This is a genomic window from Klebsiella spallanzanii (assembly GCF_902158555.1).
Lineage (GTDB): Bacteria > Pseudomonadota > Gammaproteobacteria > Enterobacterales > Enterobacteriaceae > Klebsiella > Klebsiella spallanzanii.
Genome location: NZ_CABGGS010000012.1, coordinates 316,474 through 329,105, shown reverse-complemented (window position 1 = coordinate 329,105; position 12,632 = coordinate 316,474). Strand labels below are relative to the sequence as shown.

Sequence of the window (12,632 nt, the reverse complement as noted above, 5' to 3'; positions counted from 1 at the left end):
TTATGAGCACAAAAGCGATCTATCCGGGCACCTTCGACCCTATCACTAACGGCCATATCGATATCGTCACCCGTGCGGCCAGCATGTTTGACAAGGTACTGCTGGCTATCGCCGCCAGCCCGAGCAAAAAGCCGATGTTTACTCTCGACGAGCGCATCGCGCTGGCCACCCAGGCAACCGCGCATCTGGTTAACGTTGAAGTGATTGGCTTTAGCGACTTAATGGCCAATTTCGCCCGCGCGCAGCAGGCGAATATTTTGATTCGCGGCCTGCGGGCGGTGGCGGATTTTGAATATGAGATGCAGCTGGCGCACATGAACCGCCATCTGATGCCAACGCTGGAGAGCGTTTTTCTGATGCCGTGCAAAGAGTGGTCATTTATCTCCTCTTCGCTGGTGAAAGAGGTCGCGCGCCACCAGGGCGATGTCTCCCACTTCCTGCCGGCTAACGTGCATCAGGCGCTGCTGAAGAAGCTGTAGGGCTGTCTTCCCGGAGGCGGCGCGATGCGCCTGTCCGGGCTACCAGACCAAGCACAACCTCCACGCTTTACTTCTGGCACTGGCGACAATAAAACGTCGCCCGCTGCGCATGTTTGCTGCCGACAATTGGCGTTCCGCAAATACGGCAGGGTTCACCTTTGCGGCCATAAACCTGTAATTCCTGAGCAAAATAGCCCGGTTTACCGTCGCTTTGCAGGAAATCTTTCAGCGTGGTACCGCCCTGTTCGATGGAACGCAGCAGCACCAGCTTGATCACCTTCACCAGCTGTTCACACTCTTCGCGCGATAGCGATGAGGCCAACCTGTCAGGATGGATCCCTGCCGAAAAGAGCGATTCGCTGGCGTAGATATTGCCGACCCCGACCACCAGCTTGTTATCCATCAGCCAGGGCTTAATTGCGGTTTTCTTCTTCGCGCACCTCTGCTGGAGATAGTCAGCGTTAAACTCATCGCTCAGCGGCTCCGGCCCCAGATGCGCCAGTACCGAATGGCCTTCCAGCTCTTTGGTCCACAGCCAGGCGCCAAAGCGGCGCGGATCGGTATAGCGCAGAACCTTGCCGTTGCTCATGATCAGATCAACGTGATCGTGTTTTTCCGCAGGCAGCTCTTCGCTCAGAATGCGCAGGCTTCCCGACATGCCCAGGTGGATGATAATCCAGCCGTCGGGCAGCTCCAGTAACAGGTATTTGGCACGGCGGCGCACGCTGAGAACCGGAACGTCGCTCAGTCGATAGATCTCTTCGGAAACCGGCCAGCGCAGGCGTCCGTTACGCACCACGGCGTGCAGGATGGTCGCCCCAACCAGATGCGGCTCAATACCGCGGCGGCTGGTTTCTACTTCAGGTAATTCAGGCATATTTTTCTCATATGAAAACAGCAGGCGTTCCTATTTTACCTCGTTCAGAGGGCAACGACGCGGTTAGTGCTGAAAATTCACACCAACGGTTATCTGTCTGCCATCGGGCTGTGGTTTAAATTTCCAGCGCCACAGCATATCGACCGCCCGCGCATCATCATCTTCCACTTCGCTGCTTTTGCTCACCAGCACCAGCGTCGGAACGCCGCTTTTATCAATATCAACGGTAAGCTCAGTCCGTTTATCACCCGGCATTTGCGGCGCCTTCCACTCAACGTTGAAGAAAGACGCGTTTAACACTTCATTTCGGTCGATATCAACTGCCATACCCCTCGGAAAGTCACCAGGAACAATGGTTTCATGACGGCCCCGCGTTTTACTCGGCGGCAAGATTTGCCCAGCTTTTGCGGTATCTTCACCCTTCGTTCTTTCCCCGAGGATATCGGCATAATTTGCGTACACTTTTGCCGAAAGAATCGCACTACGCTCGCCCATGCCCACCCGCATCAGCAGCTTAGTTTTGATATTCGCTATTTTCTGCTCGGTATCCGCAGCGAGGGGCTGTAGCAGCAGGGAGTAGATCATCGCGCCGATATACAGTTCAGGATCGCGCTCAGCCCACAGACTGCCCCAGGCCATCCACACCTGCGGATCCTCCGGAGCCAACGCCAGCAGTTGCGCCCACGTTGCCCGGTTCTCGTCAAAAGAAGCAAAGCTCTTTCTTAGCGCCAGATCCTTCAACAACGGCGCATAGTACGGATGCGTATCGACCAGGGCTTCCATCGCTTCCGTCATTTCAGTAAAGCCTTCCATTCTGCCTTTGGGACTTTTATCCCGCTTTTTGAAGTAGACGAGCTGTAGATTTCGCACCTCTTCGGCACTGAGCTTCTTCTGCGGAAACAGCGCTTTCATCCGGGTGAATTGAGCGACCATCTCTTGCGCAGCAATTTCCATCCCGGCTTTATTATGCCGGGCCGCCAGCCGGGCGATACGCGCCGCCCGTGATTCCATTTCCCGATAGTGCTCCTCAGGAGGCAGACGATCGCTGATAAAGTTCACCGGTATCAGCAAGCGCTCTCCGTGCCGGTTAGAAGCAAAACGCCACTGCTGCACGTAGTGAAGCGCCGCCTTGTCAAACTCGGGAACGCCGCTACTGCACTCGACCACCGCATTTAATAGATCGCCGCCTACCCCGGTATCCACCGAAAGCACCGTCGTCGCCGACTTGATAAATTTATTTATCGCCGGATAGGGCATATTCTGCAAACTCTCTTTCCAGATGCCATACTGCTCCGCCTCAATGCTCACGTGTCCAGGAAAGCGCTCGTTAACCGGGCTGACGCCAGGTACGGGGCCTTGTTTAAACACAATTGATCTCGATAAAGGCAGCACCTTACCAGCCTCACCTTGTTCCCTGGCAGCATACCTGTCCCATGGCAAATCGCAGGAACGGGTCTGCATTCTGGCCCGCAGAATGTGCAGGATTTGCCGATCTTCTGCCGGCATTTGCGCAATATACGCCTCTAACCGCTGCTGTAGCGCAGGCTGGCGCGGGCTATCCTTCAGGCCCTCCGCCATCAATAATCCGCTAGTAATACTTTGCGTGAACGGCTGAAACTGCGAATTTCGCACCTGCTCATCATCACGAGACTGGATCAGCGCTAATGCCCAGCCCAGCCAGGCGTCAGGGTTTTCTGGCGCAATGGCAATGGCCCGACGAAATGCTCTTTCCGCTTGTGCTTTATTGGCATCCGTTGTCAACGTCAGGATGGCCGTTGCCAGCGTCAGATCGCCCCGGTCCGGCATCCAGCTCAGGTAATCAGCCATTTTAGTGAGGGCCTTCGCTTCCTGCTCGCGATAGCCCAATGCCTGCTGCCAGAGCGCATCGGCAGCGGCGGCGTCTTGTTCATTCCAGCCCAGCGGTAGCTCCGTCAGCGGTTTTTTCCGCGCGAGAAATAGCTCGATAATATTGTGCTGATTAAACGGCTGGGTTATATGATTAAAACGGGCATAGCGGTCGCGGACATAGAGAAAATCCTGCCAGGCGGGTGACTCCAGCTGGTTCATACTCTGCCAGCGCCGCTGGTTTTGCTCGCCGATAGGTACATTGAATAACGTGATACCGATAACAAAAACAACCTGCGCCACGGCGGCTGCCAGATAGCCTTTATTGCGCCGGGTAATCGCCACCCACATAAGAGCGGAAAAGTAGAGAGTGCCCCCCAGCCACAGGCCGTAGAGCAATAAACGCTGGGGAGCATTCAGCACCGCCGGTAAAAGCGAAAGCTTATCCACCAACATAAAGGGTGCAGACCAGAGAAAGAGCACCATATTCGGCGCGACAAAAAGCGCAATCAAAGACAAGATGACCAGCAGGTGTTTTAACTTCGGCGTAATCATTTATGGCTTACTCCGAAGAATCGCCCGCAGCCCCATCACGGCTATCCAGACAAAAATCAGGATTAACGCCGCGTTATCGTACCAGGCATGCCAGGGACCGCTCAGTTGGGTAAAATTACGCGCTAATATGGCCATCACCAGCGTGCTAATCAGGGCCAGCGCGCCATGCCAAACAAATGCAGGAACTTTGCTGCGCATATTGCGCCACAGCAGCGTTAACGGTCCCGGCCTGGTTGGCTGACGAGGTACCGCAGCGGCCGGCGCAACGCGAGGCTGGCGCTTGATGGGCGCAGGACGCGGACGAACAGTTTGCGTTTGCTTATGCTGCTTCGCCTGTTTTACGCCTTCTACAACCTGTTTTTCACGCGCGCAGACCAGGCACGGCATACCGGCGAAATGCTGATGTTTCTTACTACAGAGAACAATTTTTTGCGTACTGCGTAGCGCATAAGGGCGCAATACCTGCGCCCATTCATCGGCGCAAGGGCGTCGGGCAGGTGAGCCGCTAAAAGCGCGGTCGAACAGCTTACGCAGCTCGATCGGCAGCAGATGGTGGGTACTGGCCGGTACCGGGGTAATATTTTTTGCCGCATTGACGCCGTAGGCGTAGCAACCGTCGGCGATGCGACCGGGTAAATCATCGGGCACCTTCGCGGTTTGCGAACGGCCGCTATAGGGATGAATACCGTGGTTGAGCAACTGGAAAATAATGACCGCCAGCGAGAAACGATCCTGCTCCTCTTCCTGCGCATCAGGTACCTGCCCGATGCGCTGGAACTCCGGTGCCAGGTAATCCGGCGTGAACTGCCCGGCGGGAAAACGCTCGCCCTCGCCCTGAATGCTAAAACCATCGCAGTCCAGCAGCGCGATATAGAGGCTGTCGCGATAAAAACGCAGGTTAACCGGCTTCATGTCGATAACCCGATGTTGTCGTCCATGCAGCGCAGAGACCAGGGTCGCGAGGTTGCAGGCCAGGCTCACTTTCGCGCCGATACCTTCCGGCAGATTCTGCGCCTTCGCCTGCCGTGACTGCAAAATATACTCCAGCTCAATCGTGCGCTGGGTATCCAGAACCGGCATAACAAAGCCAATAACGCGCTTGCGCTCGTCGAAGAGCAGATAATCCGGCCACGCCAGTTGGACAACCGCCTCACCGTCGGCAGGCGCGGGGATCTCCGGACGCTGCGCAAGCATGGCGCGCAGCTTGCGCTGGTAATAGCTGGCATCAGTATTGGGATGGTAAATTTTCGCAACCCGGGAAGGGTCATCCGCCAGGAAATAGACGCTGCCGGCACCGCCGCTCTTGATGAGTTTTCCCAGACGTACCGCACGGCGCTGTCCGGTGTAGCAGGTCGGAATCTTTTTAGACTTCATGGCGCAAAGCTACCAGAAGCGTCTTATCATCACCGGTTATCGCCCAGGTACGCGGATCGTCAAGCGTGGCGCATATCGCTTCGCTCCCCTTCTCCTCGGAAACCTGCTGCAAATAACGCAAAACAGGGTCCATAAAGGGGGAGAATAACGCATCGCCGCGCCGGTTTAGCGCAAACGGCTGCACGCCGTCGGACATCATCACCAGTTGCGTGACTCTGCCAGCAAACTGGCTGATGCGTAAATGTTCGCGCCAGTCGTGGCTGGTAAGGAACCAGGTCTGATTGGCATATTCACCGTTTTCAGGCAAAGAAAGGTGCTGTTCAGCGTCGATGGTCAGCGCCGCGACGCCGTCGCCGATATGCAGCACCGCTGAGGCAGTATCCCCGAGCCACGCGGCCACAACGGTACAGGCAAAATCGCCAGCGGAAAGCCCCCGCTCCCGCGCCTGTAGCAGAACGCCCTCGCGCACGCTCTCTGCCAGCGTAACCAGCTGCTTTTCATCAGGCACAGCGGTAAATTTTGCCAGGCCCTCAACCAGCTCACGGGCGACCAAAGCCGCGCCCTGTTCGCTATGCGCGGCAGATCCGGCACCATCGCAAACAACGGCGACCAGACGATCGCCTACATTGCGAAAGCAAAAGGCATCCTGGCAGGGACGGTTATTTTGTCGGTGGCTGCTGCCGATAACCGACGAAGCATAAATGCGCCAGTTCATCGCGTCAGACCGAAATTTCTGACCAGCTATCCGTTGGCGGCAGTTGCGCTTTACCGCCAGGTGTCGACTGAGACACCACCTGCATGCTGGCGCTTAGCCAGAGGAACAGCTCGCGGAACTGCAGCCCTTTTAGCTGTTTCACGCCATTAATACCGCTACGGCTGAAGTGGCCCATTGATTCAGTGGCTTCATTTCCTACACTAATCGGGAATACGGCGACTTTATTTGCCGCCTGCGCTTCACGACACTCCTGAGCCGCCGCTTGCCAGTTGTCCGTAGGCTCGCCATCTGACATCAAAAACAGCCAGGGCCGGGTATAGGGTACGCCAGCCGCTTTCAGACGCTGTTTTTCAGCTTCAATTTCACCCAGCGCCAGGCTAACGGCCTGCCCGGTTGGCGTCAGGCCGTTAGCTTCGAGCACGGGAGCAGTAAAATCCATCGCGTCACACCAGTCGCCGTACAGCTCACATTCATCGTAGCCGCCGTATTTAATCACCAGCAGGCGAACGCGTTTGGCAGCGATAACATCATTCTTAAGTTCGCTTTCCAGCAGCTTGAGCCCCTGATTTAGCTGGGCTATGGGCTGACCGTCCATACTGCCGGAACAATCGAGGACCAGAATTAAAGGCGTACGCTGTTCACTATTATCAATAAATGAAACATCCGGAATTAAAGACGTCATAACAATCCCTGTCGGTGGTTTTCTGTACCGGAAGGATAAACACCCTATGCAGGCAAGACAAGAAAAACCAATTCATTCATATGGTTAATGATTAACAACGAGAAGAAGAATTGAGTGATAAATTTAGAAGAAGGGAAAGACTGTAAAACGGAAACAAAAAACCCCGCCGGGGCGGGGTTTTTCTTTACAAGGAGTCTAAAATTATTTGATTTTAGCTTCTTTGTATAAAACGTGCTGACGGACAACTGGATCGAATTTTTTCAGTTCCAGTTTTTCCGGCTTAGTACGTTTGTTCTTCGTGGTGGTATAGAAGTGACCAGTACCAGCAGAAGAAACCAGCTTGATTTTCTCACGAATACCTTTAGCCATGATTTATTTCCTCTAAGTACTTAGTACTTTTCGCCACGGGCACGCAGTTCAGACAGAACTGTATCGATGCCTTTCTTATCAATAACACGCATACCTTTAGCAGATACACGCAGGGTGACAAAACGCTTCTCGCTCTCAACCCAGAAACGGTGAGAGTGCAGGTTCGGCAGGAAACGGCGTTTAGTCGCGTTCAGTGCGTGGGAACGGTTGTTACCGGTCACCGGACGCTTGCCAGTAACTTGGCAGACTCGGGACATGTCTATTCTCCAAAAATCAAATTAGCTCGAGCTTCGTATGGGGTATTGGCGCCTCGTCAGGCTTCACAGCCCGGTCATCGCATAGTTCTATACACTTTATCCTTCAAGCTGTCTCTTTGTTGGCTGCGCTCGCTCACCCCAGTCACTTACCTATGTAAGCTCAGGGGATTCACTCCCTTGCCGCCTCAATACAACTTGAATGATTTCGTGTACACGCGAACTCTCGATTGCCAGGCCCAAATGCCAAACCCGAGATTCTCAAAGGTGGCGTAGTATACGCTGACTCGGCGAAGTGCTCAAGTCCCGAACAGACAAAGATCCCGATGGATCGCATGATCGGGGCTAAATCCAGCCGCGTTCAGCAAAAGATACGTACGCTCCGCGGCCGATAACAAGGTGATCAAGCACGCGTATATCCATGAATCGGCAACATTTTACTACCCTTTCGGTAATCAGCCTGTCGGCCTTACTCGGCTCAGGGCTACCGGATGGATGATTATGTGCCAGGATCACCGCGGCGGCGTTCACTTTGATGGCTTCGCGTACGATTTCTCGCGGATGCACCTCAACGTGGCTAAGAGTACCAGAAAAAAGTCGGCTATGTTTCAATACCCGGTTCTGATTGTCTAAAAAGATCACCATAAAGATCTCACGCTCTTCGTCGGCCAGTTGGCTTTGCAAAAATTCCCGCGTCATCGACGGGCTAACCAGAGAGGGTTCTTCCGTTATCCGCAGACAAAAATAGCGTCGGGCCAGTTCAGCAATGCCTTTTAGCTGCGCATATTTCGCCAGGCCAATACCTTCAACGTCATCAAACTGTGACTCTTCCGCCGATAACAGGCCATACAGCGAGCCAAATCGCTGCAGTAAATCCTGTGCAAAAGTCATGACATCCTGCGTGCGCGTGCCGGTGCGTAAAAACAGCGCCAGCAGTTCAATATCTGACAACACCTCAATACCATAACGCTGCATTTTCTCCCTTGGCATCAGGGATTCCTGTATATCCATCGCGGCCCCTCCTTCCCAGTCCGCGCTATCCTGGCACAGCCTTTTAGCGCCGCCGATATATAAGTTTTATCCATGCGTAGCGCCTCGCAAAGTGGATCGCCACCAGACACACGATGCCAATCGGATTGTGATAAGATGCGCGAATTCTGGTGTACCGCAACAGGAAAAATCATGATGAGTCTGGCTGGTAAAAAGATCGTTCTTGGCGTGAGCGGCGGCATCGCTGCCTATAAAACGCCGGAACTGGTGCGCCGCCTGCGTGACCGCGGTGCGGATGTCCGCGTCGCCATGACGGAAGCCGCAAAAGCCTTCATTACGCCGTTAAGTTTACAGGCGGTGTCTGGTTATCCGGTGTCCGACAGCCTGCTGGACCCGGCAGCCGAAGCGGCAATGGGCCACATTGAGTTGGGGAAATGGGCTGACCTGGTTATTCTCGCCCCGGCGACCGCCGATTTAATCGCCCGCGTCGCGGCAGGCATGGCTAACGATCTTGTATCGACGATTTGCCTGGCGACGCCGTCGCCCGTCGCGGTCGTGCCCGCCATGAATCAGCAAATGTATCGCGCCGCCGCCACCCAGCATAATCTTGATGTCATTGCCGGACGCGGCCTTCTGGTCTGGGGCCCGGATAGCGGCAGCCAGGCCTGCGGCGATATTGGCCCCGGTCGGATGCTGGACCCGCTGACCATTGTGGATATGGCCGCGCAGCATTTTTCGCCTGTCAAAGATTTGCAACATCTCAACATCATGATTACCGCGGGTCCCACCCGCGAGCCGTTGGATCCAGTGCGTTATATCACCAACCACAGCTCTGGTAAGATGGGCTTCGCGATTGCCGCCGCCGCCGCGCGTCGCGGCGCAAACGTCACGCTGGTGAGCGGCCCGGTCTCGCTGCCAACGCCGCCATTTGTGCAGAGAGTTGATGTCACCACGGCGCTGGAAATGGAAGCCGCAGTGCAAAACGGAGCGCCTCAGCAGCACATTTTTATTGGCTGCGCGGCGGTCGCTGACTATCGTGCAGTGACCATCGCCGAAGAAAAAATCAAAAAACAAGGTGATGAATTAACCCTGAAAATGGTTAAAAATCCGGATATCGTCGCAGGGGTCGCAGCGCTTAAAGTCAACCGCCCTTACGTCGTTGGGTTTGCCGCCGAAACAAATAATGTGGAAGAATACGCGCGGCAAAAGCGAGCCCGCAAAAATCTTGATCTGATTTGCGCCAATGACGTTTCACAGCCAAATCAGGGATTTAACAGCGACAGCAATGCATTACACCTTTTCTGGCAGGAGGGAGATAAGCGCTTACCACTTGAGCGCAAGGAACTCCTGGGCCAATTATTACTCGACGAGATCGTTACCCGTTATGATGAAAAAAATCGACGTTAAGATTCTGGACCCGCGTGTTGGTCAGCAATTTCCGCTGCCAACCTATGCCACCTCCGGCTCTGCCGGTCTTGACCTGCGAGCCTGTCTCGATGACGCCGTAGAACTGGCTCCTGGCGCAACCATCCTCGTGCCGACCGGCATGGCGATTCATATTGCCGATCCGTCGCTGGCTGCGGTGATTCTGCCGCGTTCCGGGTTGGGTCATAAGCACGGTGTCGTACTGGGTAATCTGGTGGGTCTGATTGATTCCGACTACCAGGGCCAGCTGATGGTCTCCGTCTGGAACCGCGGCCAGCAGAGCTTCACTATCGAGCCCGGCGAGCGTCTCGCTCAAATGGTATTTGTACCTGTTGTACAGGCAGAATTTAACCTGGTGGAAGATTTTGACGCCACCGATCGTGGCGAAGGCGGCTTCGGCCACTCAGGGCGTAAATAAGCCCGGCGATACGGAACCCGCATCCCAAAGCGCACTAATGCAATAACATCACCGCAGGCAACAGCTTGCGGTCGCTTTGTGGATGCCTGCCTGACAAGTGCTTTTTTTCAGGGGTATTTTAAAACATGGCAGAAAAACAAACTGCGAAAAGGAATCGTCGCGAAGAAATACTTCAATCTCTGGCGCTAATGCTTGAATCCAGCGATGGAAGTCAGCGCATTACCACAGCGAAACTGGCGGCGTCCGTTGGCGTATCCGAAGCGGCTCTGTATCGGCATTTTCCGAGCAAGACCCGCATGTTTGACAGCCTGATCGAATTTATCGAAGACAGCCTGATTACGCGCATCAATTTGATTTTAAAAGATGAAAAAGACACATTAGCGCGCTTGCGCCTGATTGTTCTGTTGATTCTTGGGTTTGGCGAGCGCAATCCTGGGCTGACGAGAATTCTGACCGGCCATGCGCTGATGTTTGAACAGGACCGGCTTCAGGGCCGTATCAACCAGCTGTTCGAGCGTATCGAAGTACAGCTGCGTCAGGTCATGCGTGAAAAGAAAATGCGTGAAGGCGAAGGTTATACCGTCGATGAAGCCCTGCTGGCCAGCCAGCTGTTGGCATTCTGCGAAGGGATGTTATCGCGCTTTGTACGCAGCGAGTTTAAATATCGCCCGACGGACGATTTTGACGCTCGCTGGCCGCTGGTCGCCGCCCAGATGCAGTAAACCGCACCTCTCTCTATGCAGCCCTAAAGGCTGCATCTCATTTTTGATTTTTCTGTTATAAAGCCCAGAACAATTCGTTGAATTGCCAGATGTTTTCGGCTCTCTCTCATCACATCCTTTGATGGTAACTTTTCAATGGATAAGGAGAAGGCTGATGGCGACATCACGGCGGGAATTGCTCAAACTGGGCGGTCTGGCGACCGCATCACTATTGCTAAGTCAAAAAAGTTTCGCGGCATGGGCGCCATCTGCACGTTATCCCGACCCGCGCATTATGGCGGTGGATGACAGCTTTCGCCGCTATATGCTTGCCAGCGCAAAAGTCGAGCAGATCGCCACCGGTTTTCGCTGGGCGGAAGGGCCGGTATGGTTTGGCGACACGCGTATGCTGCTCTGGAGCGATATTCCCAATAACGCCATTATGCGCTGGGATGAAGCTAGCGGTGAAACCAGCGTATTTCGCCAACCGGCAAACTACGCTAACGGCCACGCTCGCGACCGCCAGGGACGGCTGATTAGCTGTGAGCACGACACTCGCCGCATTACCCGCACCGAATACGACGGTACTATTACCGTACTGGCAGACAGCTTTGACGGCAAACCGCTGAACTCGCCAAACGATATCGTAGTGAAGTCAGACGGCAGTATCTGGTTTACCGATCCGCCTTTCGGCATCAGCGGGTTCTACGAAGGGCATAAAGCCACGCCGCAACTGCCGCAGAACGTTTATCGGCTGGATCCGGAAAGCCGCAAGCTAAGCGTCATGCTGGGCGACGTGAAGGGGCCAAACGGACTCTGTTTCTCCGCCGATGAGAAAACACTGTACCTCGTAGAGAGCCGCGCGACGCCAAATCGCCTTATCCTGGCGTGGGATGTTGTCGATAACACGCTGAAAAACAAAAGAGTGCATATTGATTGCGGTAACGGAACCGCTGACGGTATTGCCTGTGATATGGATGGGAACCTGTGGTGCGGTTGGGGAACAGGCAGCGAGGAACTGGACGGAGTGCGCGTCTTCAACCCTCAGGGGAAAAATATCGGTATTATTCAGCTACCTGAACGCTGCGCAAACCTGTGCTTCGGTGGTGAACAGCGCAATCGCCTGTTTATGGCCTCCAGCACCTCCATCTATTCGCTCTACGTCAATGCGCAAGGGGCAAAACTGGTCTGAAAACCGCCCGGCAAGGCGCTCCTGCCGGGCAGATTTTTATACTCCGTACGCTTCGCGATAGGCACGAACTGATGCCAGATGCTCAGCCATTTCCGGCTTCTCTTCCAGATAGCTGATCAGGTCTTTCAAGGTCACGATGGAAATCACTTTACAGCCATAGTCGCGCTCAACTTCCTGAATCGCGGAGATTTCACCGCGCCCGCGTTCCTGACGGTCCAGAGAAATCAGCACGCCAGCTAGCTCCGCGCCGTTGGCCTGAATAATTTCCATCGACTCCCGAATCGCGGTGCCTGCGGTGATAACATCATCCACCAGCATCACGCGGCCCTGCAGAGGGCTTCCCACAAGATTTCCGCCTTCGCCGTGGGTTTTCGCCTCTTTACGGTTAAAGCAGTAAGGCAGATCGCGGTCATGGTGTTCCGCCAGCGCGACCGCCGTGGTGGTGGCGATCGGAATGCCTTTGTAGGCCGGGCCAAACAGCAGGTCAAAATCAATCCCGGAATCCACCAGCGCTTCGGCGTAAAAACGGCCTAACAGTGCCAGATCGCGCCCGGTATTAAACAGGCCGGCGTTGAAGAAATAGGGGCTTTTGCGCCCGGATTTCAGCGTAAATTCGCCAAACTTAAGGACCTGCTTGTTAAGCGCAAACTCAATAAACTGGCGCTGATATAATTTCATGGATTCGCTCCTCATCTTAGAGGCTATCCCACCAGGCTACCTTGCTTGTCATTATGCGCCAGGATAGTGCTCAAAATC

The 12,632-nt window shown here is 54.6% G+C and carries 14 protein-coding genes; 5 read left to right on the top strand and 9 right to left on the bottom strand.

Translation table 11 applies throughout. From position 1 onward, the window contains the following. Positions 1-2 precede the first annotated feature (2 nt). Positions 3-479, top strand: a complete 477-nt coding sequence (gene coaD / locus FN082_RS12755; RefSeq protein ID WP_004106901.1) for a pantetheine-phosphate adenylyltransferase — start codon at positions 3-5, stop codon at positions 477-479. A gap of 67 nt (positions 480-546) precedes the next feature. Here the strand turns inward: coaD and mutM are convergent, their stop codons facing one another. The 8 genes from mutM to radC form a co-directional block, all read right to left on the bottom strand. Next, on the bottom strand, positions 547-1,356 hold the full coding sequence (mutM, locus tag FN082_RS12750) for a bifunctional DNA-formamidopyrimidine glycosylase/DNA-(apurinic or apyrimidinic site) lyase (protein ID WP_142981685.1): 810 nt from the start codon (positions 1,354-1,356) through the stop codon (positions 547-549). Positions 1,357-1,419: 63 nt separating this feature from the next. Further along, the gene (locus tag FN082_RS12745; RefSeq protein ID WP_142981683.1) at positions 1,420-3,756 is read right to left on the bottom strand and encodes an energy transducer TonB; all 2,337 of its coding nucleotides are present in this window, start codon (positions 3,754-3,756) and stop codon (positions 1,420-1,422) included. Continuing rightward, complete coding sequence (locus FN082_RS12740; protein WP_142981681.1) at positions 3,757-5,130, bottom strand: DNA-binding protein; 1,374 nt, start codon at positions 5,128-5,130, stop codon at positions 3,757-3,759. Next, positions 5,120-5,845 (bottom strand): PP2C family serine/threonine-protein phosphatase, encoded by a 726-nt coding sequence (locus FN082_RS12735; RefSeq protein ID WP_142465520.1) that lies wholly within the window; start codon positions 5,843-5,845, stop codon positions 5,120-5,122. Before FN082_RS12735 ends, FN082_RS12740 begins: the two co-directional genes overlap by 11 nt. A 4-nt stretch (positions 5,846-5,849) precedes the next feature. Further along, entirely contained in the window at positions 5,850-6,527 is a 678-nt protein-coding gene (locus FN082_RS12730; protein ID WP_139538375.1) for a vWA domain-containing protein, read from the bottom strand. 201 nt (positions 6,528-6,728) lie between these two features. After that, positions 6,729-6,896 (bottom strand): 50S ribosomal protein L33, encoded by a 168-nt coding sequence (gene rpmG / locus FN082_RS12725; protein ID WP_003024094.1) that lies wholly within the window; start codon positions 6,894-6,896, stop codon positions 6,729-6,731. Positions 6,897-6,916: 20 nt separating this feature from the next. Then, positions 6,917-7,153, bottom strand: coding sequence for a 50S ribosomal protein L28 (rpmB, locus tag FN082_RS12720; RefSeq protein WP_002436699.1), 237 nt, complete (start codon positions 7,151-7,153; stop codon positions 6,917-6,919). A gap of 342 nt (positions 7,154-7,495) precedes the next feature. Continuing rightward, on the bottom strand, positions 7,496-8,161 hold the full coding sequence (gene radC, locus FN082_RS12710; RefSeq protein ID WP_139538376.1) for a RadC family protein: 666 nt from the start codon (positions 8,159-8,161) through the stop codon (positions 7,496-7,498). Positions 8,162-8,335: 174 nt separating this feature from the next. On the opposite strand from radC, the gene coaBC reads away from it, so the two are divergent. From coaBC to FN082_RS12690, 4 genes are all read left to right on the top strand, one after another. Continuing rightward, a complete protein-coding gene (gene coaBC / locus FN082_RS12705) occupies positions 8,336-9,547 on the top strand; it encodes a bifunctional phosphopantothenoylcysteine decarboxylase/phosphopantothenate--cysteine ligase CoaBC (protein ID WP_142981815.1) in 1,212 nt (403 codons plus the stop codon). Continuing rightward, positions 9,525-9,983, top strand: coding sequence for a dUTP diphosphatase (dut, locus tag FN082_RS12700; protein ID WP_180349547.1), 459 nt, complete (start codon positions 9,525-9,527; stop codon positions 9,981-9,983). The genes coaBC and dut overlap by 23 nt, the downstream gene beginning before the upstream one ends. 125 nt (positions 9,984-10,108) lie before the next feature. Then, a complete protein-coding gene (gene slmA / locus FN082_RS12695) occupies positions 10,109-10,705 on the top strand; it encodes a nucleoid occlusion factor SlmA (protein ID WP_142981679.1) in 597 nt (198 codons plus the stop codon). Positions 10,706-10,859: 154 nt separating this feature from the next. Beyond that, positions 10,860-11,876 carry an SMP-30/gluconolactonase/LRE family protein gene (locus FN082_RS12690; protein ID WP_142981677.1) on the top strand — a complete coding sequence of 339 codons (1,017 nt, stop codon included), beginning with the start codon at positions 10,860-10,862 and terminating at the stop codon, positions 11,874-11,876. A 36-nt stretch (positions 11,877-11,912) separates the two neighbouring features. Here FN082_RS12690 and pyrE read toward each other — a convergent pair whose 3' ends face one another. After that, the gene (gene pyrE / locus FN082_RS12685; protein WP_139538379.1) at positions 11,913-12,554 is read right to left on the bottom strand and encodes an orotate phosphoribosyltransferase; all 642 of its coding nucleotides are present in this window, start codon (positions 12,552-12,554) and stop codon (positions 11,913-11,915) included. Positions 12,555-12,632: the final 78 nt, after the last annotated feature.

What these genes read in the sequence shown, in the direction of transcription:
- rpmB (WP_002436699.1), bottom strand. Translation starts at nt 7,153, where the DNA reads ATGTCCCGAGTCTGCCAAGTTACTGGCAAGCGTCCGGTGACCGGTAAC.
- FN082_RS12745 (WP_142981683.1), bottom strand. Translation starts at nt 3,756, where the DNA reads ATGATTACGCCGAAGTTAAAACACCTGCTGGTCATCTTGTCTTTGATT.
- slmA (WP_142981679.1), top strand. Translation starts at nt 10,109, where the DNA reads ATGGCAGAAAAACAAACTGCGAAAAGGAATCGTCGCGAAGAAATACTT.
- FN082_RS12735 (WP_142465520.1), bottom strand. Translation starts at nt 5,845, where the DNA reads ATGAACTGGCGCATTTATGCTTCGTCGGTTATCGGCAGCAGCCACCGA.
- coaBC (WP_142981815.1), top strand. Translation starts at nt 8,336, where the DNA reads ATGAGTCTGGCTGGTAAAAAGATCGTTCTTGGCGTGAGCGGCGGCATC.
- pyrE (WP_139538379.1), bottom strand. Translation starts at nt 12,554, where the DNA reads ATGAAATTATATCAGCGCCAGTTTATTGAGTTTGCGCTTAACAAGCAG.
- FN082_RS12730 (WP_139538375.1), bottom strand. Translation starts at nt 6,527, where the DNA reads ATGACGTCTTTAATTCCGGATGTTTCATTTATTGATAATAGTGAACAG.
- FN082_RS12740 (WP_142981681.1), bottom strand. Translation starts at nt 5,130, where the DNA reads ATGAAGTCTAAAAAGATTCCGACCTGCTACACCGGACAGCGCCGTGCG.
- coaD (WP_004106901.1), top strand. Translation starts at nt 3, where the DNA reads ATGAGCACAAAAGCGATCTATCCGGGCACCTTCGACCCTATCACTAAC.
- mutM (WP_142981685.1), bottom strand. Translation starts at nt 1,356, where the DNA reads ATGCCTGAATTACCTGAAGTAGAAACCAGCCGCCGCGGTATTGAGCCG.
- rpmG (WP_003024094.1), bottom strand. Translation starts at nt 6,896, where the DNA reads ATGGCTAAAGGTATTCGTGAGAAAATCAAGCTGGTTTCTTCTGCTGGT.
- dut (WP_180349547.1), top strand. Translation starts at nt 9,525, where the DNA reads ATGATGAAAAAAATCGACGTTAAGATTCTGGACCCGCGTGTTGGTCAG.
- radC (WP_139538376.1), bottom strand. Translation starts at nt 8,161, where the DNA reads ATGGATATACAGGAATCCCTGATGCCAAGGGAGAAAATGCAGCGTTAT.
- FN082_RS12690 (WP_142981677.1), top strand. Translation starts at nt 10,860, where the DNA reads ATGGCGACATCACGGCGGGAATTGCTCAAACTGGGCGGTCTGGCGACC.